This window comes from Bradyrhizobium sp. HKCCYLS2038, from assembly GCF_051167655.1.
GTDB lineage: Bacteria > Pseudomonadota > Alphaproteobacteria > Rhizobiales > Xanthobacteraceae > Bradyrhizobium.
The window spans coordinates 297,338-321,107 of sequence record NZ_JBNPTM010000003.1 but is presented as its reverse complement, the minus strand read 5'-3'; the positions used below and the strand labels follow the sequence as shown (position 1 = coordinate 321,107).

Sequence of the window (23,770 nt, the reverse complement as noted above, 5' to 3'; positions counted from 1 at the left end):
CAAGGGTCTGCGCCGGCTTTTGTCGGTCGTCTTGTGGAGGCGTCAGGCCCACATGTGATGCATCGCGTGGTGATGCGACATATCGGGAGCGGCCGTGGCTGCAGCCGCCGTACCGGCCGCTGCCGCTGCCGCCGTGTTGTGGCTGTGGTGGCAGTGGTGGTGATGCATGTTGTTGGTGTTGCCGCCGGTGGTCGGTGCCGGTGTCGTCGGAGTGGGTGTCGTCGGGGCCGGCGTCGTCGGAGTGGGAGTGGTCGGCGCCGGTGTCGTCGGTGTCGGGGTGGTCGGAGCAGCGGCCGCTCCGCCGGTGCCGTTGGCGATGTTCGGGTTGGCGCCTGCCGGCATGCCAGTGCCCTGGGCAATGCCGTTGACCGCCGTCGCCGTCACGAAGCTCGTCGCCGAGGTCACGTAGGCCGATCCGCCGATTGCGATGTTGTTGCCCGCGATGTCGCCGGCATTGCCGATGTAGTTCGCGGCCGCAGCCTGCAGCATCGCCTGGTCGGTTGCCAGGGCCGCCCCCGTGTCACCGTTCATGATGCCCATGAGCGCCTTGGTGGCCATGATGGTGTCGGACTGCAGAGCGCCGGCGGCGAGCTCGTCGTCGAACCGACCCTTGAATACCGCCCCCTGCGCCATGTCGAACGCGGCGCCGAAGTTCTGGTAGTTCGTGATCTGGTCGATCAGGGCCTGCGACGCCGTGCCTGTGCCATTGGCGACTGCAACCAGTTTTGCACCGAGCGTATTGCCTTCGGCGAGGAAGCTTGCCCAGAAATTGGTCTGCGCCTGGTTGTCCTGGAACTTCGTGACGGTGCCGGTGAGCCCGCCCGGATCCTCGGCGAAGCCGCCGCCATGTCCCGGCATGCCGGTGCCGCCCGCCGCCTTGTTGAGCGTCGCATCGTTCTGAAACACGTCGATCATGTCGACGATGTTGTCGGCCGAGCCGCGCAGCGCCGTCGGACTGGCCATCGTCTCGGCGACATCGTAGTTGTTGAGCTGAAGTTTCGCTTGGCTCAGCAGTGTCATCAGATGCAGTGTCGTCGTTTGCGCATCGACGGCGGTCTGGCCGGCCTCGAGGGCGGCGAGCTTCGCCGGGTCATTCAGGATCGCCTGAAGGCCGTTCGTCACGGCCGTGAAATCAGCCTGGACCTGGTTGATGTTGTTGGCGCTCATACCGCCCATCGACAGGGTGGCGACGGCGTTGAACACCGTTCCGATGGCCGTCAGATCGCCTGCCGCTGCAGCTGCAAGATTGGTGGCGCTGTCGTTGCCGACGGTCAGGGGCTGGAACCCGATGTCCATGGCGCCCGTATTGGCCAGGAAGGGAACGCCGTTGAGAGCGGCCGAGAGATGCGCATCCCCGTGGATCTGCCCCAGGATCTGCATCTGCACGTTGTGGAGGGTCTGATCGGCCTCAGCGAGCGTCGCCGGATTGGCCGTGTTGGGTGCTGCGTTGATCAGCGTGGTGATCTCGTTCGACACCTGAGTGAGCACCGCTGTATCGGTAGCGTTCAGCGTGAACGCCTGGCCGCCCACGGTGACCTGGCCGGGATTGGCCAGCATCGCGTTGATGTCGTTCTGCACGGCATGCAGATCGGTGGTGTAGCTGCCGAGGAACGGATTGGAGTTGCCGCTGTTCTGCGGCGTCGAGAACAGACCGGTCGAGATACGAACCGCATCGTTGAACACGACGCCGGCCTGCACGAGGTCGGTCGACAGGTTGAGCGCGGAGGCGCGAACCAGCAGGTTTGACGTGCCATTCGCCAGCGCCGTCGGGTTGAAGGTATTGGCTGCCATTAGATCAATCTCCCCAAGTTTCAACCCGGCGTCTGCTGCTTGGCGTAGGGGCAGCATGCGGGCGTTGATCGGGTTACGACGTCTCGCTCACTCAGCGCGGAGCGGGCGATTTGTCGCAGCCTCGAAGCACTTGGGAATTATTTGCTCCAATGGGGCCAAAAGAAGCGTCGCGGAGTCCTCAAATATGATGTTGTTCGGGCATGCGTCCGGTGTCGCAGCGAGGTCACGGCGGCACGTAGAAGCGTTCTAACTCCTTGATTTTAGTCGTGGCATCTTTGCAACATCCCATCTGGGCGACGCTTCGGCGCACGGTCCAGACAAGAAGTTGCCCTTTTGTTGCGTCGTGTTTCCCGGCCTTCATTAGAAACGTTCCATTGCTGAAGGTCGGATCGAGGCGGAACGGGACGCACATGAGTCCGGCATCCCGGGTCGATTTCCAAACTGGTTCCTCCGTCCTCCGAGGCTTTCGTTTCGGTCTGATTTTCGAGAGCGCCGGCTGGAGTGAAGAGCTCGCGACGGCGCTCGTCGGTGTTGCGGTCGGCGGTACCCGGCCGATGGTCCTCGGCCGGTCCGTCTCAAGCCCACATGTGATGCATCGCCAGGTGATGCGACATGTCGGGAGCGGGAGCCGCAGCCGCGGCCTGGTCCATATGTGAGCTGTGGCCGTGGTCGTGGTGGTGACAGTGACTGCTATGCGTGTGGTTGCTGCCGTTGTTGCCGGCGGCCGCGCCACCCGCATTTGTCGTGCCGCCAGCTCCCGCGCCGCCATTCCCGGCCGCTCCGCCTCCTGCCGCCGTGCCGCCGGCCGCACCGGTTCCTCCAGCCCCGGCCGTCGTCCCCGCGGTTGCGGTGCCGCCGGTGCCATTGGCGAGGTTCGGTGTTGCGGTCACGGGAATGGTGCCCTGCGCCGTGCCCTTGATGGAGGTCGCCGCCGAGACCGTGGTCGCGGTGCCGACATAGGTGCCGCCATTGACGGGGATGTTGTTGCCGGAGACGTCCATCGCATCGGCCGCGAAGCCCTGGCCGGCGGCGTTGATCATCGCCTTGTCGGCTGCGAGTGCGGCACCGGTGTCGCCGTTGAGGATGCCCTGCAGGCCCTTGACCGCCGCCGCGGTGTCGGCCTCCAGCGTGCCGCTGAGCAGCTCGTTGTCGAAGCGGCCCTGGAACACGGCGCCCTGGGCGGCATCGAAGTTCGCGCCGAACGCCTGATAGTTCTGGATCTGCGTGATCAGGGCTGCGCTGGCCTGGGCTCCGCCGGTCGAGATCTTCTGCAGGGTCGCGTTGATCGTGTTGGCCTCGGCCAGGAACGCCGCCCAGAAGTTCGTCTGCGCCTGGTTGTCCTGGAACTTGGTGACCGTTCCCTTGAGCCCGCCCGGATCCTCAGCGAAGCCACCGGCGTGGCCGGCATTGCCGTTGCCACCAGCCGCCATGTTCAGGTTGGTGTCGCCCTGAATGATGTCGATGATGTCGAGCAGGTTGTCGGCGGTGCCGCGGAGGGCGGCCTGATTGCCAGTGGTGGCGGCCTGATCATACTTGGTGAGCTGCAGGTTGATCTGGCCGAGGGCAGTCTGCAGATGGATCGTCGTCAACGCGGCCGCATTGGCGGTCTCGCCAGCCTCGATCTGCGCGAGCTGGGTCTGGTTGTTGAGGATCGCCGTCAATCCGTGCTGGACTGCAGTGAAGTCCGCGGTGACCTCGGCAAGATTGCCGGTGTTGATGCCGCCCGAAGCGACCTCGACGGCCTTGTTGAAGACGAGACCGACGTCCTTGAGAGTGTTGCCAGCCGTGGCGGCAGCAAGGCTCGCCGGATCGTCCGCGCCGGCGGGTGAGGTCTGGAAGGCCACGTCCATGCCGCCGGTGTTGGCGAGGAAGGGGACGTTGTTCAGCGCATTCGCCAGATGCGCGTCGTTGTGGATCTCTCCGAGGATCTCCTGCTGCAGCGCATGGATCGTCTGGCTGGCTGCGGCGCTCGTCGATGCGTTTGCAAACTGGCCTGCGGCCTGCAGCAATGTGCCCAGCTGGCCCTCGACATTGGTGAGAACGGCCGTGTCGGTCGCGTTCAGTGCGAACGTCTTGCCGCCGAGCGTGACCTGGCCGGGATTGGCCAGCATCGCGGCGATGTCGGTCTGCACCGCGGTGATGTCGGCCTGGTAGCTGGTGAGGAAGGCGGGTGAGTTGCCGCTGTTCGCGAGGCTGAAGAGGCCGAGCGAAGCGCGAACCGCGTCATTGAAGACGACGCCGGCCTGTACCAGGTCGGTCGAGTGCTGGATCGCGGTGGCACGCGTCAGCAGGTTGGACGTGCCGTTGGCGAGCGCGGTCGGATTGAAGTTCACGGCAACCGGCGCCGGCGTGGTCGTGGATGACGTCGTGCCGCCGGTGCCATTGGCGATGTTCGGCGTGGCCGTGACCGGGATCGTGCCTTGGGCGAGGCCGTGCACCGACGTGGCGGTGGAGACCGTCGTCGCTGTTCCGACATAGGTCGCGCCGCCAATCGCGATGTTGTTGCCGGAGACGTCCATCGCGTCGGCCGCGAAGCCTTGTCCCGCAGCGTTGATCGCTGCCTTGTCGGCGGCGAGCGCTGCGCCGGTGTCGCCGTTGAGAATGCCCTGCAGGCCCTTCACCGCGGCCGCAGTGTCGGCCTCGAGCGTGCCGCTGAGCAGCTCGTTGTCGAAGCGGCCGCGGAACACGTTGCCCTGTGCGGCGTCGAAATTGGCACCGAATTGCTGGTAGTTCTGGATCTGCGTGACCAGCGCTGCGCTGGCCTGGGCGCCGCCGGTCGAGATCTTCTGCAGAGTGGCGTTGATCGTATTGCCTTCCGCCAGGAACGCGGCCCAGAAATTGGTCTGCGCCTGGTTGTCCTGGAATTTGGTCACCGTGCCGGTCAACCCGCCCGGATCTTCCGCGAAACCGCCGGCATGGCCGGGCATGCCGTTGCCGCCGGCCGCCATGTTCAGATTGGCGTCGTTCTGGATGATGTCGATGCTGTCGAGCAGATTGTCCGCGGTGCCGCGCAACGCCGCCTGATTGCCGGTCGTTTCCGCCTTGGCGTATTGATTAAGCTCGAGGTTGATCTGTCCGAGCACCGTCTGCAGGTGAATCGTGGTGAGCGCGGCAGCGTTCGCCGTCTCGCCGTTCTCGATCTGAGCGAGCTGGGTCTTGTTGTTCAGGATGTTGGTGAGGCCTTGCGAGATCGCGGTGAGGTCGGTCGTGACCTCCTGCAGATTTCCGGTGTGAATTCCGCCCGAGGCGAGATCGACGACCTTGTTGAACACGAGGCCGACGTCCTTGAGCGTGTTGCCCGCGGTTGCCGCGGCCAGCGTCGCTGCGTCATCGGCGCCAGCGGGCGTATTCTGGAAGGCGACGTCCTGGCCGCCGGTGTTGGCCAGGAACGTCACTTTGTTCAAGGCGCCGGAGAGATGCGCATCGCCGTTGATCTCCTGCAGGATCTCCTGCTGGACGGCGTGCAGCGTCTGATCGGCGGCGCTGATCATCGCGGCGTTGGTGGTCTGCTGTGCGGCCGTGATCAAGGTCGAGAGCTGCGCCTGCACATTGGTGAGCACCGCGGTGTCGGTTGCGTTCAATGTGAAGGTCTGGCCGCCGAGCGTCACCTGTCCCGGATTGGCGAGCATCGCGGCAATGTCATTCTGCACCGCGTGCATATCGGTGGTGTAGCTGCCGAGGAAGGGATTCGAGTTGCCGCTGCCGGCCTGCGAGAACAGGCCGAGCGAGGCGCGGACTGCATCGTTGAACACCACGCCCGCCTGGACGAGGTCGGTCGACGCGTTGAGCGCAGATGCGCGTACCAGCAGGTTCGACGTTCCATTGGCCAGGGCCGTCGGGTTGAAGGTGTTGTTCGCCATGGATCATCTCTCCCCAAGTTCATCCGATGCCCGGCAGGGCCCCGTATTGAAACTGGCCAGACGATGCGGATTGCATCGACCCTGCCGCCGCACGCGCCCCGCATCCGAGTTGCGCTTCGCGTGTGTGCGATCTTCTGCCGCGCGATGATCTGTCGCGCGATAGTTTGTCGCACTGTGCTATTTGGTCGCAGAAATCAGGCCAAAAGAAGCGTCGGGCTGCCCGCAATTATGTTGATGTTCGGGCATCGCGGAGCTGTGACCGGGGGGCCTCGAGAGGCCAGCAAGTGGTTGATATCCGGTGGCAAGCCCAATTGCGGGCTGCGTCAATCTGACGCGAACTGCATCATCTCGTCAAGTTGCTGCCCGCTTCTCGCCAGCGCAGCAGAGCGTCAAGGCAATTTGGGCGCGCGCCGCAGGGCGCGGCGGACATGCACTGTTTTCGTGAGAGTCGCAGATGTTTCGGGCGACGACCGTGAGGATCCGAAGAGATGCGAGGCACGCGCCGATGGCGCGCTCCGCAACTCAGGACGGCGGCGCGGCCTGACGTTGGATTTGCAGCGCGGTCCTGATTCTCTGCAGCAGCGTGGTGTAGAGCTGGTTCCACGCTGCATCCTGAGCGTTGACGCTCAGCGCCCGTTGAATCAGGCCCAGGCTCACGCGGTAGGCCGCGAGTGCGCCATCGTAATTGCCGAGAGCAACGAGGGCATCGGCAAGGTTCTGATAGGATGTGGCGAGCGCCCGTTGCAGTGTGGGGTCGGTCGGAGCGAGAGCGGCCATCTGCGTCGTCAGCGCAGCGTTCGCGCGGCGGTGGTCGAACGCTTCCTGGTGCCGGTCCTGAGCCGCGAGCACGTCCGCCAGCAGCGCGTGGCACCAGACCAGATCCTGCTTGAAGGCTGGATTGCTGGGCTGGGCAGCGTGGAGCCGCTGGGCGACGGCAAGGCTCGCGGCATACGCCGCCTGGGCGCGCTCCAGGTCGCGCTGCACGAACAGAATGGCGCCAATGCGGTTCAACGTGACCGAGAATTTGCGTTGGAAGCCCACGTGGTCGGGATCGGCTTCGGTCAAGGTCCGAACCATGGCCGCACTCTGCTTGTAGTATTCGAGCGCGGTGGCCACGTCACCGCTGGTCGCAGCGCGGTCGCCTGCTGCGATCTGCGCGGCGGCCTGATCCAGCATCCTGCCGGCGCCGACCGTGAGTCCAACAGCCAGACCGCCGTGGTGAACGTCGCCGCAGTCGCCTGCGAGCACGGCGCTGATTGCGAGCGGTTCGTCACCCGAGCGCGTCCGTGGTGGATGTGTCCCAAGTAAGCGGTCTGGATTGGCGTCGCCTGGAAGTCGTTCGCGCGCATCGTCCTCAGTCGAGGGGCGTTCTTGCGAATTGGGCGGCTGGCCGCCTCTCAAGCCGGGAATGCGCAGCAACGTCGCCACGACATGCTCGGGGGTGATGAGGCGGGTGCATTCGAATTGGCGCGGCGTGCCCTTCAGCCGCGGACACCAGAGGAAATCCTTGTGGTCGAAGCGATGGCTGCGGTCGTTCCAGCAGCCGTTGCAGGCGTGATAGTTGATGACGCGATAGGGTGTCGTGAACTCGTTCACGGGGTGGGAGAAGCCGCTGATCAGAACGACCGGGATGCCGGCGGCCCAGGCCAGCCACGACAGGCCGCTGGAAAGCCCGACGAACAGCGCAGCATGTCGGAGCCAGCGGGCGCGCTCCAGCAGTGGCCGGTCGCCGGTCTGATCCTCGGCGCCGGCGGGGATCTGCGTTCGATACGATCCGTGAGCGCGGACGGGGTGCTGGTCGATGCAGATCACCCGATAGCCGCGCGCCCTCAGGAAGGCCACGGTACGATCCCAGCCCTCGGGATTGTTCCAATGCTTGCATTGGGTGGTCGCCTGGACTGAGATGCACACATATGGTTCGGCGATCGGACGGCTGTCGTCGGCGACCGCAAGCCGCGGCGGCTGCTCGGCCGGATCGACGCCGAGAATATAGGCGGCGTGCCGATGCAGTCCGACCTGGCGGAAATCGCAGGGCTGATAGACGAGCTCCGCATCGTCGAAGAACAAGGCCACGGAGTAGGTCGCATAAAACCGCTCCGCCTGCACCGCCTCGTGAGTCACGAACGTGATGTCCGGATAGGCGCCTTGAAACAGCGGGATGAGGGTCTCGCCCATGGCGCAAGTCAGCCGGCACCCGTGCCGTTCCTTGAACTTCACGGCGTAGCTGATCCAGCCGATGATGTCGCCGATCGTGCCGACGGGAAATTGAATCAGGACGTCGCGTTCGCTCGCATCGTAGTCGTGACACAGCACGCGCTCGTCCTGCGACCAGACCTCGAGCCTGAACGGGACGAAGTATCGCTTGCTGCTGTTGACGTGTCCGGCGCGAAGGTCGACGTCGAACAGGACGTTCCCGGTCTCGCGATCGCTCATCCGGACGCGCCAGGCCCGTCCGTTGTCCGGCAGCATGACGCGACAGCCGTCATTGAAGTCGAAGCGAAGCCCGTACGGACCCTCCTGGGTCGGCACGGCCGCCGGAGGTGGCAGGCGCGGCTTGCCCGCGCGATCAGACGCGCCGGTCTCGGCGCCCTGTTGGGCGCTCTCGGCTGTCGGCACCATCGTCTGGTGCGAGGTGCGGGGAATATGTGCGACGTTCATGCTAAGGTGCTGATGCGGTCTGCGACGGGCATCGCAGACCGCGGTTCTTCAGGCTCAAATCACTCCACGAAGGCGCGGCGCCACTGATCGAGAACCGGCTTCATCAGATAGCTGAGCATCGTGCGGCTGCCGGTCTGGACATAGACTTCGGCCTGCATGCCCGGCTTCAGATTGACGTCGCCGAGCCGCTTGCGCTCCTCGTCGGGCAGCGTGATCCTGACCGTGTAGAAAGTGGACCCGGTCCGCTGGTCGTTGGTGATGTCGGGCGACACGAACGAGACTTGGCCACTCAACTTCGGCGTCGTATGTGAATTGAAGGCGTTGAAGTGCACCATCGCGTCCTGACCGGTATGGACGTGATCGATGTCCTTCGGCTGCACGTGCCCTTCGACCTGCAGCTCGTCCGATTCGGGCACCAGCTCCATGATGGTTTCGCCGGGCTTGATGACGCCGCCGATGGTGTGGACCGCAAGCTGGTGGATGGTGCCGGAGTTCGGCGCGCGCATCTCGATGCGGTCGAGCTGATCGCGTGCGGCCACGCTCTTTTCAACCAGGTCACCTTCCTTGGCCTGCGACTCGCTGAGATCTTTCACCACCTCGCTGCGGAAATCCTGATCGACCTTTACAGTCTGCAACTCGGCCTCGCTGATCTTCGACCGTGTTTCCGCGACGCTCGACACCAGCTGTCCGCGTTCGCCGTCGATTCGCGCGGCTTCCCGCTGCAGCGTCGTCAGCCGCGTCAGCGGCACAAGCCGCTTGTCGTAGAGGTCCTGCACGCCCGCCAGTTCGCCCTTGATCAGGTCGATCTGCTTGTTTTTCGAGTCGAGCTGGGACTCCATGCCGCCAATCTCGTTGTTGAGCTGCACGATTCGTCCCTGCAGCAATTCCTTCTGGCTCTTGCGCGTGACGGCACGCGCCTTGAACAACGCGTTTTCCGAGGCGATGACGGCACGAACGTTCGGATCGTCGGCGCGTGAGGTCAGCGTCGTCGGATACTCCGGCTGCTCCAGACCATCGCGCTCTGCGGACAGGCGAGCGATCCTGGCGCGCTGCTCGTTCAACTGCTTGGTGATCGATTGCAGCTGGGCCTGACTCTGCGTCGCATCGAGCCGGACGAGCAGGTCGCCAGCGGCGACGCGCTTGCCGTTGTCGACCTTGATCTCGGCGATGATGCCGCCGGTCGGATGCTGAATGGCCTTCACGTTGGATTGCACGACGAGATTGCCGGGCACGACGACCGCGCCGGCCAGCGGCACCAGCGTCAGCCAGCCGCCGCCGAGAACTCCCGCGATGAGCAGGACACGCAGGCCGAGACGCAACTCGTTCTCGAACATGCGGCCGACGCGCGGCACGAGTGATTCGTCCGAGTCGTCGTCGAGATAGGCAGCCGTGCCCTGTGCGGCGATGAAGGTCATGCCGGTGGTCAATGCCGTGCCGGCGGTGCCGACCAGGCGACGGACTCCGGTTTGCGGAACGGCAGGCACGTGCTCGAATCGCGCGGGGAGATTCTGTTGTCCCATCGAACGCGGAGCGCCGCCGTTGAAGCCGCCATCACGGCGCGCATCCCTCACATCGACGAGGGCGTTGCTATTGTTGCCCGGCGCGCGCGCGGGGACATTGCGCTGGGGTTGGCCGTACTCCGGCTCATAGGTCCGCATCGACGCAGGCTGTTGCCAGTCCATCTCGCGGATGCCTTCACCTCGGCGCGGCTTCTGTGCCTGTGCGCCCAGACCGAACAGCGACAGCGCGCGGCCCATCGTGCTGCCCTTCTTGGAGCGTGGCTTGGGCCTGGCTTGCGACGGCGGCGGACGCCGGCGCTTCTTGCCGCCGTCGCGTGCGCCGCGTCGGTCCCTTGGGTCTTCGTCCGAACCGTCGTCGAACGCGCCCTGCAGACGCTGCAGCTCGAGAATCAGTGCATCGCCCTGCGGACCGACCGCGCGGGTCTTCGGTCGCACATATTCATCATCGTCGAACGGCCTGAAGTCGTTGATGTGTTTCATTGATCAAGCGCTTTCTGCTGGGGCGGCGCGACGAAGCAATCGGGCATTCGGATTGGGCGCCGCTGCGGGAGCGGCAACCCGCGGTGCTGCGGGGGCATGCGTGACGGCAGGACCGGCGGCTTTGTTGGCGCCGGCAACGCGGGCAAAGATCTCCTGGCAGGGGCCGAATGCGATGGCTTTGCCTTCGTAGAGAACCAGCGCCATGTTGAGCGCATTCAGTGCGCTCGGACGATGCGAGATGACGATGACGATGCTCTGATTCTGCTGCCGCATGATCTGAATGGCGCGGCTCAGCGCGTTCTCGCCGTCGGTGTCCAGGTTCGCATTCGGCTCGTCGAGGACGATGAGGAACGGATCGCCATAGACCGCCCGCGCAAGGCCGACGCGCTGGCGCTGACCCGCCGACAGGGACATGCCGCCCTGGCCGATTCGTGTGGAATAGCCCTCGGGCAGACGCAGGATGATGTCGTGGACGCCGGCGATCTGCGCCGCCTTCAGAATAGCGTCGGAGCTCGCATTCTCGTCGAAGCGGCAGATATTGTCGGCGATGCTGCCGTCGAACAGCGCGACGTCCTGCGGCAGGTAGCCGATGTGGCGACCGAGGTCCTCGTTGCTCCATTGATCGAGCGCGGCGCCGTCGAGACGAACGGAGCCGTGCTGTGCGGGCCAGATGCCGACCAGCGCCTTCGACAACGAGGTCTTGCCGGAGGCGCTCGCGCCGAGCAACGCCAGACCGGTGCCGGCCTGAATCGAGAACGACACGTTCTGAACGATCGTGCGATCGGTGCCCGGCGCGGTCACCGTCAGCTCCTGGACGCTCAGCTCGCGGAAGGGGCGCGGCAGCGCGACGGGAGGCGCTTCCGGCTTGGCGGTCGCCTTGCAGATCTCGCGCAGGCGCATGATGCCCTGGCGTGCGGCCACCAGCTGCTTCCAGCTGCCGAGCGCGATCTCGATGGGCGCGAGCGCACGGCCCATCAGGATCGACGACGCCATCATCACGCCGCCGGAGGCCTGCTCCGAGACGACGAGCGCCGCGCCGATTCCGAGCATTCCCGACTGCAGAATGTAGCGCAGCACTTTCGCGGCCGCGCCGAGATTGGCGTAAACGTCGCTCGCGCGAATGTTGTCCTTCAGATAGCGCTCGTTGACGGCGTTCCATCGCGCCGAAAAGCGGTCAGACATTCCGAGCGCGCGAATCACCTCGGCATTGCGCTGGGTCGCATCGGCGAGTACCTGCCGGGCGGCACTGGTGTCGCTGGCGGACTTGCTCGCCTGGCGCGACAGCCTGTCGGTCACGAGCGTCATCGAGATGATGCCGACCGTGCCGATGATCGCGGTGATCCCGATCAGCGGGTGGAACAGGAACATGCCGATCAGGAAGATCGGAATCCACGGCATGTCGAGGAACGCCGTCGGTCCCATGCTCGACATGAACGCGCGGAGCTGGTCGAGATCGCGCAGCGGCTGCTGCATCAACATGGGCTTGGTGCCGCGCAGGGGCAGGGTGGCCAGAGCGTGATGGATGGCGTCCTGCAAGCTGGCGTCGAACACGGTGGCCACCCGGCACAACATGCGGGTGCGCAGCGCGTCGAAATAGCCCTGGATGAGATAGACCACCAGGATCATGACGGACAGGCCGATGAGCGTCGCGAGGTTCTTGCTGGGAACAACGCGGTCATTGACCTGCATCATATAGACGGAGCCGGAGAGCATCAGGATGTTGATGACGCCGCTGAACACGCCGATGCCGGCCATGCGCTTGACGGCCTGCCGCAATCCGCGCGTTACCGGATCGTCGCTTCCCGAGAGAAGGTCGGTAATGGCAGCCGCGGCCTTTGTTCTCGGGCGGTCTTGAGCCAGACTCATCCAGACGCGTCTCCCAAACGACAACACTTCAACGATCGCTTCTGCCAGTCGATACTGACGATTTTCCGGCAACAATGAGACACATGGGCAATTCTGTCGCAGTGGGCGACGATCGGACCCGCGAACGGATTTAAAGCGCTTGGCCCGCCGCAAAAACCGGATCGAGCTGGCAAAGCCTCGCCACGGCAAAAGATTTCAACCGTCAGCCCGGACCATTGTTTTACAGATCGTCACGATCGACGGGTGGCCACGTCACACATTCGTCTGTCTATCACCTTGCTTCTGCACTCATTGGTCGCGGTCCGGGCCGAATGACGCCACGAAGCCGAATAAATCTTCCTGCGGTGCAACGGACTCGCTTTGTCATCTCGATCATGCGGCGTCCGACGGCAGTGTGGGGAACGATAGTGATAGCGGCGGCAACACATCAACACCATCAACACACGGATTCTTCCATCATCGATCGCCTGGCAATCGTTCAGAGCGGTCCAGGCCACCCGTGGGACGTTCTTCCAGCGAACGGACCGCCGGCATGCGCCGGGCATCCGCTCTAGACAGCGATAGAACAAAGCAAGGAGGACAACGCAGGCCAGTGGACTAGCGGTCCGAGCAACACGTCACCGGCTCCGGCTGCTGCAACTGGTCCATTCGGGGCGTGATCTTCCAGGTCACGCCGAGCGTAGAGGGCAACGATCGAAGGAGAAGGCGACGCTGATTGCGTCGATGTCAGACGAGAGAGTTGCCGATGAGAGTATCTTGGGGGACGAAATTTGCTGAACTACATCACCACTAGAGCGCGTGATGCGGAAGTGGAGTCGGGACGAAGGCTGATGGTTGGCGCTGCGCGTTCGGCAGGCCAGCAGGTCGCGGTCGGCCCGTGGAATATGAAATTGGTCGCAGGATCGGCTGCGTATCGTGCCGATTGCGTGCGCGCAGGTCGGGAGGCGCACGTATGAAGATTCGCAAAACCGACTACGGAACGATCTTTCTGCACTGGACGCTGGTTGGGGCCACCGTGATCGCTTTCCTGACCGGACTGCGCATGGCAACCGAAGCGCCCAATCATGCCTGGATCGCGAACAATCTGGACTGGCTGCTGCCCCGGCATCGGACCTGGACGTGGCACATGCCCGCAGGCGTCGTGCTGGCGAGCGTCGCCGTCGCCTACATGATCTACATCTCGAAGTCGGGGCTCGGCCGGCGCGTCGCCATCGACAGGATGCGTTTTAAGGGCCTGTTCGGTCGCCGGCCGGCACGGCTGGGCTCAATCAGCGTCATGCTTCACTGGGTGCTGTTCATCGCAATGGCGACCCTGATCGTCACCGGAGGAATGCTGTTTTTCGGCGTGGCGTCCGGTTACGCCACCATGATGATTCATTGGTATGCGACCTGGGTCATTCCAGCCTTCCTGGTGCTGCACGTGCTGGTTCACTTCAGCATCGGTGGAAAGATGCAGCTCTACCGCGTGTTTCGCCCGGCACCCTTGCCGCCGCCGCCACCAAAACTGGATCCGGTCGAACTGTTGACGATGCTGGTCGAACAATCTGAGAAGCTCGAAGAGGCCGAAGCGCCGCCGAAGCCTGCCGCTCCGGCGCGGCCCAAGGCGCCCCCATTGCGGGAGCCCATCCCCGCCGCGCGGCGCATGGAGGAGCCGATGCGTAGTCGGCCCGAGCAGCGGATGCCGTCGGGCAGAATGCGTCCGCCGCCGGCAAAGGGCAATTCGCGTCGTCGCAATCCGAGCTTTCAGGCCAACCCCTTCATGGTCGCGACAGCGGCAGCTATCGTGATCGGCTCGGCGATGTTCGCCGCTGACTACTACGCCGAGGACACCGTCACGGTGTACCGGATTGCCTCGTCCGATGCGCCGACACTCGACGGCGATTCGTCGGATCGCGTCTGGCGCAACATCCAGCCGCACATGGTCACGACCAACCAGGGCGACAATTTCGACGGCACGGGCGAATCGCGCGTCTGGATCAAGGCGGCGCATGACGGGACGTGGGTGTATTTTCTCGTCACCTGGGAGGATCCGACACGTTCGCTGAAGCAGCTGCCGCTGATCAAGAAGGCCGACGGGTGGCATCTGCTGCACAACGGCTTCGAGAAGGGCGACGAGAACGACTTCAACGAGGACAAGTTTTCGCTGCTGTTCACGACGCTGCCGATCACGCTGGCCGCCGACCGAACGTTTCACATGAGCGCGCAGCCGATGCCGGACAAGCCGGCAACTCTGTCGGGGCGCGGCATCCATTATACGCCGGCACCGAACCTCTACGCCGATGCGTGGCTCTGGAAGGCGACGAGCGGCGGCCCGACGGGATGGATGGACGACAGCCACTTTGGTCCGCCGGCCGAGCCGACGGCCGACCAGGTCAAGGGGCTTGCGCCTTACAAAGGAGGCTTTGCGCCGGACCCGGGGACGGCGAACTATTCGGACAATTTCGTGATCGACAGGGAGGCGGCGAGACTCGGAAACCGCGGCGTCAGGCCGAAGCGCCTGCCCAAGGATATCGCGGCGATGACCGCGGCGATGGGCGACATCTCGCTCGATCCGAACATTGGCGAGAGCGAAGGCGCGCGCTGGTTCATGACGGAGGCGGAATCGGTGCCATATTCGGCCGAAGCCGACGCGCAGACGCCGATCGGGACGGTCGTGCCCGGCGTGATCGTCAACGGCGAGTTCACCGGCGATCGTGCCGACATCAGGTGTGCCGCACGTTGGGCGGCGGGCTATTGGACGCTCGAAATTGCCCGCAAATTGGACACGAAAAGCAAGTACGACGTCCCGATCAAGAATGGCGTCTTCATGCGAGTCGCGGCTTTCGATCATACCCAGATCAGACACACGAGGCAGATCCGGCCTATGCGACTTGAGGTGCAGTGATGGGGAAGATTTGCAAGATCCAGTACAACAAGGAAACGTTCTACGCGAACGTAGGCGATATCCTGCTCGACGGCGCCATCAACAGTGGCGTGGATCTGCCTCATGACTGCCGCAGCGGAATCTGCGGATCCTGCAAAGTCACCGTCGTCGACGGCAAGCTGTTCGGCGGCATGGAAGGCGACATGGCGCATGCCTGCCAGGCGCGCGTCGTGTCCGACCTGAAGATCATCACCGAGCCCGTTCCTGAAACGGTGACGATGAACTGCGAGGTCGGTGATCTCGTGCGCCTTGCGCCGGATGTCGTCGGCGTCACCATCGAGATGCCGAAGCCGCTGCGCTTCTTCCCAGGACAATATGCCAAGGTGCAGTATCGCGGATTTCCGACGCGGTGCTACAGCCCGACCTATCCGATGGTCGGAGCGCCGGATAGTCACCTGCTGTATCTGCACATCCGCATCCTGAAGGACGGTCTGGTGTCGTCGGCGCTCGGTCGCGACATCCAGGTCGGCCATCGCGTCAAGCTGACCGCGCCGCTGGGCACCGCGTTCTTCCGGCAAAAGCATCGCGGGCGCATCATCCTGGTCGCCAGCGGCACCGGCTTCGCGCCGATGTGGGCGATCGCAGTCGCCGCGATTACAGAGAATCCGAAGCGAGAGATCATCTTCATCGTCGTCTCGCGCACGCTGCAATCGTTCTACATGCACCAGGCGCTGTGCCGGCTCGCGCGCTTTCCCAACGTCAAGATCGTCCCGATCGTCTCGGAGCCGCAGAACGTCTCGCCGGCGATTCGCAGCGGCCGCCCGACCGAGCACATGCCCGAAATCAGGCCGACGGACGTCGTCTACACCTGCGGCGCGCCGGCCATGACCGAAGCCGTGGCGAAGATGGCGCGCGCCGGCGGCGCAAAGTGCCATTGCGATCCGTTCGTCTCCTCGGCGCAGCCGTCGGAGTCGAGCGGCGGGCTGATGGATCGTCTGGTCGGCTGGCTCGACAGCCAGCGCGGTCGTCCGGCCATGTTCCAGCCGGCGGAATGAGGGCGCAGCGGCCGCGCCAGGCGGCCGCCCTCACGCCGTTCTAGCCAGCCACGAACGCGAGCAGCGTGCCAGTCGCGGAAGCCGGCGGCACGACCACGCTGGCGCCGCTGCGGACAGCTGACGCTCCCAAAACCTTCGCGGTGGCGATCAGATCATGCGATGCCAGCACCAGGCCGGCGCCGCCGCGCTCGGGCAGACCAGCGAGTGAGACACCGGGGTAGCGGCCGGCCAGTTGATCCCGTGTCAGGAACACGAAATCCGCACGGTCGCCGCCCGAGGCGACCGTCACGGCTCCATCGGCCTCGCTGCGCCCGTCACGATCGATCAGCCGCGACAGATGAGCCGCATCCTTGGCGGGATCGGGCGTGACGATCAGGGCCTGCTTGAGCTGCTTGGCGCCGTTGGCGTGCGTCATCAATTCCGGAATCCAAACCGTCTCGCGCGTCTTGTGCTGGCAGGCGAAGATGCGCAGGCCGCCGGGCGCTTCCGCCACAGGCCATTGAAAGACGCGGAATTTTGCTGCCGAGATCGTACCGTCGGGCAGCGGCACCGGACGCTCGAAGTCGATCGGCCCGATCGGCTCGAAGCCCTTGGCGCGGATCTCGTCCGCGCCCGCAGCCGAGTCGATCGCGGTGAAGGCGATGCGCTCGATGCCCTCGCCGCGTTGCGCCAGGAAATTGCGGGTCGGAACATTGTGGTCGGTCTCGGCGAGGATGCCGAGCAGCTCGATGTAATCCGGATCGAGCATGATGGTGTAATTGCCCGACCCCATCTTGGCGCTGTGGGTGCCGCGCGGCGACAGCGTGAAGCCGAGCTGCTTCCAGGTCTCGGCCGCCGCGTCGAGATCCTTCACCACGACGACCGCGTGATCGATACCGATGACATTCTTGAGGGCCACGCGTTTGTCTCCTTGCAGCGAACTTGGCATATTGCGGCCGAACTATGCCCAATCGACCCATGCGCCGCAACCGGCGCGGCCGGGCACCGGGCGCAAGGCAAGATCGATCTCCGGCAGGTCGATCGACCAGCAAGGATGGGCTGTCCACGATGAGCACGACCACCAATTCCGTTCAATGGCCGCCATCCTTGTGGGCGGCGCATGCCCCGCCGGGACCCGATCTGCCCGAGCTTCAGGGCAGCGCGCAGGCCGATGTGGTGATCATCGGCGGCGGGTTCACCGGGCTGTCGACCGCGTTGCATCTGCGCGAGGCCGGGACCGATGTCGCCATCGTGGAGGCGATGGAGCCGGGCTGGGGCGCGTCGGGCCGGAACAACGGCCAGGTGATCCCGACGCTGTCGCGTCCTGATCCCGAGGATCTCATCGCGCGCCACGGTGCGGCCGGCGAGCGCTTCGTCGCGATGTTGCGCGACAGCGCGTCGAACCTGTTCGACACGGTGAGACGATACAACATCGACGCCGAGCACGAGCAGGCCGGCTGGGTGCAGCCGGTGCACTCGCCCGGCCGGATCAAGATCGCCGAGCGCCGGTTCAAGCAGTGGTCGAAATTCGGCGCTCCGGTCGAGCTGCTGTCGCGCGAGCAGGCGCGCGACATGCTCGGCTCCGATGCGTGGCATGGCGGCTTCTGGAACAGGACCGGCGGCCACATCAATCCGCTGGCGCTGGCGCGCGGTCTGGCGCGGACAGTGCTGAGCCTGGGCGGGCGCATCTATGCGCGTTCGCCGGTGATCGATTTCGCGCGGCGCAGCGACCGCTGGGTGGTTCGCACGGCGCGGGGAGAGCTGTCGGCGCGTGCGCTGGTGCTGGCGAGCAATGCCTATACCGGCGAGTTCTCGAGGGCGCTCGCGCCCGATATCGCACATGAGGTGATGCCGGTGCTGTCCTGGCAGATGGCCACGCAACCGCTGTCCGACAATGTGCGCAAGACCATCATCCCGGCGCGGCAGGCGATGTCCGATACCCATGGCGAGCTCTACTTCGCGCGCTATGACGCGCGTCATCGCCTGGTGACGGGCGGCGCCGTGATCGGTCCCGGCAACAAGGCCGAGCGGCTGAAGGCGCGCGTTGCCGAGCGCCTGCAGCGGCTGTGGCCGCAGATCGGCGAGGTCAAGTTCGACTACGTCTGGAACGGCTATGTCGGCATGACCACGGACTACATGCCGCGGATTCACCGTCTCGGCCCGGATGCCTATGGCTGGACAGGTTGCAACGGGCGTGCGGTCGCGCTCACCATTCCGCTCGGTGCCGAGCTCGCCAAGGCTGTTCGCGGCGTGCCGGCTGACGAGCTGGCGCTGCCGTTCACCGAGCCCGTCACCATTCCCGCGCACGGGCTGCTGCGGCCGTTCGCACCGCTGAAGCTGCTGTTGTACCGTTATCGCGACGCGCGAGAGATCGCTTAGATCGAGCCGTGCGCGGTCCGGGCGAAGTCGCCGCCCGGAATAGAATCGAGCAGGGCCTGCGTGTAAGGATGCTGCGGACTGCTGAACACGTCGTGTGTCAGACCGTGCTCGACCACGAGGCCGTCCTTCATCACGGCGACGAGATCACAGATCTGTGCCGCGACGCGCAGGTCATGCGTGATGAAGATGATCGACAGGCCGAGCCGCTCGCGCAAATCGGTAAGCAGCCGCAAGACCTGGGCCTGTACGGAAACGTCGAGTGCCGACACCGGCTCGTCAGCAACCAGGACAGCCGGCTTCAGCGCCAGCGCGCGCGCAAGCCCGATGCGCTGACGCTGGCCGCCGGAGAATTCGTGCGGAAAACGATTGGCAGCGGAAGGATCGAGGCCGACGAGCTTGAACAGTTCGCGGGCCTCGCTGAGCGCCTGGTCGCGCGGCGTGCCATGCACGATCGGCCCCTGCGCCACCAGCTCGACGGCCTTGCGGCGCGGGTTCAGCGAGGCAAACGGATCCTGGAACACCATCTGCATCTGCTGCGTGCGCTGCCGGATCTCGCCGCGCGACAGCCGGGCCCAGTCATGACCGTCGAGCAGGATCGATCCGGAATCGGGATCGATCAGGCGGATGATACAGCGGGCGAGGGTGGATTTGCCGGAGCCGGACTCGCCGACGATGCCGAGCGTCGCGCCCTTTGGCAGCGTCAATGAGACGTCCTTGACGGCGTGGGTCACGCGTTCGCCGCGGCCGAGGAAGCCGCCGGTCCGATAGGTCTTGGCCACGCCCGAGATGGCGAGGATGGTGTCATTCGACAGAGCGCGCGGCGGTGGCGCCGTAACCGGCGGCACCGCGGCCATCAGCTGTTGCGTATAGGCGTGTTGCGGATGGCGTAGCACGTCGCTCGCGGCACCTTGCTCGACGACGACGCCGTGCTGCATGACGACGACACGGTCGGCGATCTCGGCGACGACGCCGAAGTCGTGGGTGATGAACAGCACCGCTGTCCGGCGGCGCTGCTGCAGCTCCCGGATCAGCTTGAGGATCTGGGCCTGCGTCGTCACGTCCAGCGCCGTGGTTGGCTCGTCGGCGATCAGGAGCTTCGGATCGAGCGCCAGCGCCATCGCGATCATCGCGCGCTGCCGCTGGCCGCCGGACAGCTCGTGCGGATAGGCTTTCGCCGCGCGCGGCGGATCGGGGATGTTGACGTCTGACAACAGCGACAGCACGCGGGTTTTGATCTCGGCCTTGGAAAGATCGGTGTGGATCTCCAGAACCTCGCCAATTTGGTCGCCGATCGTGCGCAGCGGATTGAGCGCGGTCATCGGCTCCTGGAACACCATGGCGATGTCTGCGCCGCGGATGCTGCGCATCTCGGCGGCCGGGGCCGTGCAGAGATTGCGTCCCGCGAACAGGATCTGGCCGCCGTCGGTGCTGACGCCTTCAGGCAGCAGCCGCATGATGGCGTTGGCCATCATCGACTTGCCCGAGCCGGACTCGCCGACGATGCAGACGATCTCGTTCTCGGCGATCGAGAGCGACACTTCGGAAATGGCATGCGTGCGGTCGGCGCCGCGTGGCAGGCTCACGCTGAGCCGGTCGACCGCGAGGATGGGTCCTGTCGAACTCATCGCTGCTTCAGCCGTGGGTTCAGCGCATCATTGAGGCCCTGGCCGACCAGGGATACCGCGAGCACGGTGATCAGGATGGCGACCCCGGGGATCGCCGAGACGTACCACTGCACGCGCAGCACGTCGCGACCGAGACCGATCAGGTTGCCCCAGGAGGCGACGTTGGCGTCGGACAGACGCAGGAAGGCAAGCGCACTCTCCAGCAGGATCGCGACCGCCATGACGACCCCGGCGTAGACGATGACAGGCGGCAGCGCGTTCGGCAGGATCTCGCGCAGGATCAGTTGCGTGTCGCGCATGCCGAGCGTCCGGCCGGCCTGGACGAATTCGCGGTTGCGCAGCGAGAGAAACTCGGCCCGTGTCAGACGCGCCGGCGCGGGCCAGGAGACGATGCCCACCGCGATCGTGACGGTCGTCAAGGTCGAGCCGAACACGGCGACAAGCACCAGCAGCAGGACGAAGTTCGGCAACGTCTGGAACGCCTCCGTGATCCGCATCAGGATGTTGTCGATCCATCCGCCGTAGTAGCCGGCCAAGGCCCCGACGAGAACGCCGATGGTCACCGCGATCAGCGTAGCGACGCCGCCGATCAGGAGCGAGATCCGCGCGCCGTGAAAGATCTGGGCGGCAATGTCGCGGCCGGAATTGTCGGTGCCGAGCAGGAAGCGCGGATTGGCGAACGGCCAGACCAGCGGACGTCCGGCGAGCGCCAGCGGGTCGCGCGGATAGAGATAGCCGGCGCTTGCGGCCATGCCGATGACGATCAGCAGCAGGATCAGACCCAGCACCGCCGGCGGGCTGCGAAAGTAGCGTTTCACGGCATCCATGCGCTAGCTCTCCGCGCTGATGCGCGGATCGAGCCGCGCGTAGAGCAGGTCGGTGATGAAGTTGACCAAGATCACCAGCAGGGCGGAGACGAAGACGATGCCGAGCAGGGTGTTGAGATCGCGCTGCACCACGGACTCGTAGGCGAGCCGGCCGAGGCCCGGCAGCGAGAACACGGTCTCGACGACGACGGAGCCGCCGAGCATGGTTCCCGCCTGCAGCCCGATCAGGGTCACCATCGGCAGTAGCGCGTTGCGCAGCACGTGGCGGGTGATGATCCTGGTTTCGTCCAGGCCCTTGGCGCGCGCCGTGCGCACGAAGTCGAGATTGAGGACCTCCAGCATCGACGCCCGCATGATGCGCAGATAGATCGCCAGGAAGATCAATCCGAGCGTCAACGACGGCAGGATCAGATGGCGCGCGATGTCGAGTATGCGCCAGATCCCGGTACTGACTGCGCCGATGTCCTCGAAGCCGCCGGCCGGCAGCCATTGCAGATAGATCGAGAACACCACGATGGCCATCAGGCCGAACCAGAACGAGGGCGTCGCGTAGAAGATCAGTCCGACGGTCGAGATCAGCGTATCCGGCCAGCGATTGACGCCGCGCGCCGCGATGACGCCGAGGACGAGCCCGAAGAAGAAGGCAAACGACAGCGCCGAGATCATCAGCAGCAGGGTGGGCGGCAGCCGCTCCAGGATCACGGCCGCGACGGGCTTGCCGTAGATTGCGGAGAACCCGAGATCGAGCCGCACGAGCCGCCACATATAGTTGACGAGCTGCATCGGCACGGAGACGTCCAGCCCGTAGAACCGGCGCAGCTCGCGCGCAGTCGCGGCATCACCGCCGCCCATCTGCGCCATCATCGCGTCGACCGTGTCGCCGGGCGCGAGCTGCAGCAGCAGGAAGACGCCGATCAGGATCAGGAAAAGGGTCGGGACCGAGGCGGCGAGCCGCCGCCCCGCAAGGCTCAAGATGCGCATGGCCTCATCCTGACGGAGCTCGGCTCAGGCGGAAAGCCAGAGATCGTGCCAGCTCGACGATCCCCAGCGCGGCGTGTTGGAGTGATTGCGCGCCTTGGCCGTGATCACCGTGACGAAGATCTGCTCGATCGGCATCCACACCGGCAGCTCGGTATTGGCCTCGCGCACGAAATCGGCATAGAGCGCCTTGCGCTTGGCCGGATCGACCTCGGTGGCGGCATCGTCGATGATCTTGTCGATCTTGGCGTCGTCCCAGCCCCACTGATTGGTCCAGGGCGCGCCCTTGGGCTGGCCGGAGCGGTACCACACCGTCGTCGAGACGGCAGGATCGTTGCGGTACTGGTGCCAGCCGGTCGCCAGGTCGAAGGCGTGCTCGTCATAGACCTGCTTGAGGAACCCGCCACCATCGTTGCGGACGATCTCGACCGCGATGCCGACCTCGCCGAGCGACTGCTGGATGAAGGTCGACCACAGCGAGATGTCCTCGCCCCAGGGCGCGGGCAGCAGCTTCAGCGAGAAGCGGTTGCCGCCGGCAGCCGGCTTGTAGCCGGCTTCGTCGAGCAGCGCCGCGGCCTTGGCCTTGTCGTAGGGATATTGCGGCGTGTTGGCGCCGGGATAGAAGTCGGTCGAGGTCGACGGAATCGGACCGGTGCCGAGCTTGGCGAAATCGCCGAGGAAGTTCTCGATGAAGAACGGCACGTTGATCGCGTGCGCGATCGCGCGGCGGACCTTGATGTCCGCGAGCTCCTTGCGGCGGACGTTGAACTCGAGCGTGTTGGTGCGCGCGTTGCCTTCGTTACCCTTGGTCGAGACGATGAAGCGCTTGTCCTTGCCGAGCCGCGCCATGTCCGAGATCGTGAGCCCCGAGAACGGGCTATAGTGCAATTCGCCGGCTTCCATCTGCGCCGCCGCGGCGGCGCGGTCGGTGATGACCTTCCAGACGATGCGGTCGAGGTAAGGCGCGTTCGAGCGCCAGTAGTCGGCATTGCGCTCGGCGATGATGTATTGGCCGCGCTCGTATTTCACGAACTTGAACGGCCCGGTGCCGACCGGCGCCAGGTTGGCCGGGTTCTGGCGGATGTCGCCGGTCTCGTAGATGTGCTTGGCCGAGATGTAGCCGAGATCCGGCAGGGCGCGAAGCAGCAGGTTCAGCGGCATCGGGCGCTCGTAGCGGAAGATCGCCGTCTGCGGATCGGGCGTATCCACCGCAGTGAGGAACAGCTGCAGGGTCGATCCGTAGTTGAGGATCTTCTTCCACATGTTCATCGCCGTGAAGGCCACGTCCTCGGACGTGAATGGCTTGCCGTCGTGCCAGGTGACGCCCTTGCGGAGCTTGAAGGTCACGGTCTTGCCGTCGGGCGCAGCTTCCCAGCTCTCGGCGAGAACACCGACCGGCTGTCCCTGGGCGTCGAGGTCGACGAGGTTTTCCTGAATCTTGCCGCCGATGATGTAGACGCCGGTCGAGGCCTGCAGGCTCGGGTTCAGCTGCCGCTGCTCGGCGCCGTAATGGACGTTGAACACGCCACCCTTGCGCGGCGTCTCCTGGGCGAAGGCGCGCAACGGATTGACGACGTTGGCGGCAATCGCAGCGGAGGTGAGAAGCGCGGTGCGGCGATTGATCTCGAAACGGCTCGAATTCATCAAGGTCTCCCGAAGGACGCAGCAAGGGGCTGGCCGATGGTGCAATAAGCCTGAAGCTTACGCGGATCGCGCGGCCGAGTCATTCCCCTTTGCGCGGCCGAACCGTCGCAGCCGCGGGAGCGGCGATCGGGCAATGGATTGCTCGTATACGAACGTTCGACAGGATGGCCGGATTTCGGTGGACCGGCAGCATGGCAATTGTCTGCTGCCGCCGGCACCGGCGCGCGAACCGTAGCCGGACCCGG

At 65.1% G+C, this 23,770-nt stretch carries 14 protein-coding genes; 3 read left to right on the top strand and 11 right to left on the bottom strand.

Translation table 11 applies throughout. The features are described 5' to 3' along the window. Nucleotides 1–42: 42 nt before the first annotated feature. From ACQR1I_RS15150 to ACQR1I_RS15125, 6 genes are all read right to left on the bottom strand, one after another. Nucleotides 43–1,791: a hypothetical protein gene (locus ACQR1I_RS15150; RefSeq protein ID WP_434867144.1), complete on the bottom strand. Its 1,749-nt coding sequence runs from the start codon at nt 1,789–1,791 to the stop codon at nt 43–45. Between the two features lie 223 nt (nt 1,792–2,014). Beyond that, entirely contained in the window at nt 2,015–2,203 is a 189-nt protein-coding gene (locus ACQR1I_RS15145) for a hypothetical protein (protein ID WP_434867145.1), read from the bottom strand. Nucleotides 2,204–2,366: 163 nt separating this feature from the next. Then, nucleotides 2,367–5,651, bottom strand: coding sequence for a beta strand repeat-containing protein (locus ACQR1I_RS15140; protein WP_434867146.1), 3,285 nt, complete (start codon nt 5,649–5,651; stop codon nt 2,367–2,369). 522 nt (nt 5,652–6,173) lie between these two features. Continuing rightward, complete coding sequence (locus ACQR1I_RS15135) at nt 6,174–8,309, bottom strand: autotransporter strand-loop-strand O-heptosyltransferase (protein ID WP_434867147.1); 2,136 nt, start codon at nt 8,307–8,309, stop codon at nt 6,174–6,176. A gap of 59 nt (nt 8,310–8,368) precedes the next feature. Beyond that, on the bottom strand, nt 8,369–10,309 hold the full coding sequence (locus ACQR1I_RS15130) for an HlyD family type I secretion periplasmic adaptor subunit (RefSeq protein WP_434867148.1): 1,941 nt from the start codon (nt 10,307–10,309) through the stop codon (nt 8,369–8,371). 3 nt (nt 10,310–10,312) lie between these two features. Next, nucleotides 10,313–12,064: a type I secretion system permease/ATPase gene (locus tag ACQR1I_RS15125; RefSeq protein ID WP_434867434.1), complete on the bottom strand. Its 1,752-nt coding sequence runs from the start codon at nt 12,062–12,064 to the stop codon at nt 10,313–10,315. Between the two features lie 1,063 nt (nt 12,065–13,127). On the opposite strand from ACQR1I_RS15125, the gene ACQR1I_RS15120 reads away from it, so the two are divergent. After that, complete coding sequence (locus ACQR1I_RS15120) at nt 13,128–15,059, top strand: ethylbenzene dehydrogenase-related protein (protein ID WP_434867149.1); 1,932 nt, start codon at nt 13,128–13,130, stop codon at nt 15,057–15,059. Beyond that, complete coding sequence (locus tag ACQR1I_RS15115) at nt 15,059–16,093, top strand: 2Fe-2S iron-sulfur cluster-binding protein (protein ID WP_434867150.1); 1,035 nt, start codon at nt 15,059–15,061, stop codon at nt 16,091–16,093. The genes ACQR1I_RS15120 and ACQR1I_RS15115 overlap by 1 nt, the downstream gene beginning before the upstream one ends. Nucleotides 16,094–16,133: 40 nt before the next feature. On the opposite strand, the gene ACQR1I_RS15110 is transcribed toward ACQR1I_RS15115, so the two are convergent. Beyond that, nucleotides 16,134–16,991, bottom strand: coding sequence for a VOC family protein (locus ACQR1I_RS15110; protein ID WP_434867151.1), 858 nt, complete (start codon nt 16,989–16,991; stop codon nt 16,134–16,136). A gap of 149 nt (nt 16,992–17,140) precedes the next feature. Here ACQR1I_RS15110 and ACQR1I_RS15105 point away from each other — a divergent pair, with 149 nt between their 5' ends. After that, nucleotides 17,141–18,451 (top strand): NAD(P)/FAD-dependent oxidoreductase, encoded by a 1,311-nt coding sequence (locus tag ACQR1I_RS15105; RefSeq protein ID WP_434867152.1) that lies wholly within the window; start codon nt 17,141–17,143, stop codon nt 18,449–18,451. On the opposite strand, the gene ACQR1I_RS15100 is transcribed toward ACQR1I_RS15105, so the two are convergent. Genes ACQR1I_RS15100 through ACQR1I_RS15085 form a run of 4 tightly spaced genes read right to left on the bottom strand, consistent with a single transcriptional unit; the run spans nt 18,448 to nt 23,525 of the window. After that, nucleotides 18,448–20,076 carry an ABC transporter ATP-binding protein gene (locus ACQR1I_RS15100; protein ID WP_434867153.1) on the bottom strand — a complete coding sequence of 543 codons (1,629 nt, stop codon included), beginning with the start codon at nt 20,074–20,076 and terminating at the stop codon, nt 18,448–18,450. The genes ACQR1I_RS15105 and ACQR1I_RS15100 overlap by 4 nt on opposite strands. Further along, entirely contained in the window at nt 20,073–20,903 is an 831-nt protein-coding gene (locus tag ACQR1I_RS15095; RefSeq protein WP_434867154.1) for an ABC transporter permease, read from the bottom strand. Before ACQR1I_RS15095 ends, ACQR1I_RS15100 begins: the two co-directional genes overlap by 4 nt. Before the next feature lie 3 nt (nt 20,904–20,906). Next, complete coding sequence (locus ACQR1I_RS15090) at nt 20,907–21,884, bottom strand: ABC transporter permease (protein WP_434867155.1); 978 nt, start codon at nt 21,882–21,884, stop codon at nt 20,907–20,909. Nucleotides 21,885–21,908: 24 nt separating this feature from the next. Continuing rightward, entirely contained in the window at nt 21,909–23,525 is a 1,617-nt protein-coding gene (locus ACQR1I_RS15085) for an ABC transporter substrate-binding protein (protein ID WP_434867156.1), read from the bottom strand. Nucleotides 23,526–23,770: the final 245 nt, after the last annotated feature.

Excerpts from the sequence above, each read along its gene's own strand:
- ACQR1I_RS15150 (WP_434867144.1), bottom strand. The coding sequence starts at position 1,791 with ATGGCAGCCAATACCTTCAACCCGACGGCGCTGGCGAATGGCACGTCA.
- ACQR1I_RS15145 (WP_434867145.1), bottom strand. The coding sequence starts at position 2,203 with ATGTGCGTCCCGTTCCGCCTCGATCCGACCTTCAGCAATGGAACGTTT.
- ACQR1I_RS15140 (WP_434867146.1), bottom strand. The coding sequence starts at position 5,651 with ATGGCGAACAACACCTTCAACCCGACGGCCCTGGCCAATGGAACGTCG.
- ACQR1I_RS15135 (WP_434867147.1), bottom strand. The coding sequence starts at position 8,309 with ATGAACGTCGCACATATTCCCCGCACCTCGCACCAGACGATGGTGCCG.
- ACQR1I_RS15130 (WP_434867148.1), bottom strand. The coding sequence starts at position 10,309 with ATGAAACACATCAACGACTTCAGGCCGTTCGACGATGATGAATATGTG.
- ACQR1I_RS15125 (WP_434867434.1), bottom strand. The coding sequence starts at position 12,064 with ATGGCCGGCATCGGCGTGTTCAGCGGCGTCATCAACATCCTGATGCTC.
- ACQR1I_RS15120 (WP_434867149.1), top strand. The coding sequence starts at position 13,128 with ATGAAGATTCGCAAAACCGACTACGGAACGATCTTTCTGCACTGGACG.
- ACQR1I_RS15115 (WP_434867150.1), top strand. The coding sequence starts at position 15,059 with ATGGGGAAGATTTGCAAGATCCAGTACAACAAGGAAACGTTCTACGCG.
- ACQR1I_RS15105 (WP_434867152.1), top strand. The coding sequence starts at position 17,141 with ATGAGCACGACCACCAATTCCGTTCAATGGCCGCCATCCTTGTGGGCG.
- ACQR1I_RS15100 (WP_434867153.1), bottom strand. The coding sequence starts at position 20,076 with ATGAGTTCGACAGGACCCATCCTCGCGGTCGACCGGCTCAGCGTGAGC.
- ACQR1I_RS15095 (WP_434867154.1), bottom strand. The coding sequence starts at position 20,903 with ATGGATGCCGTGAAACGCTACTTTCGCAGCCCGCCGGCGGTGCTGGGT.
- ACQR1I_RS15090 (WP_434867155.1), bottom strand. The coding sequence starts at position 21,884 with ATGCGCATCTTGAGCCTTGCGGGGCGGCGGCTCGCCGCCTCGGTCCCG.
- ACQR1I_RS15085 (WP_434867156.1), bottom strand. The coding sequence starts at position 23,525 with ATGAATTCGAGCCGTTTCGAGATCAATCGCCGCACCGCGCTTCTCACC.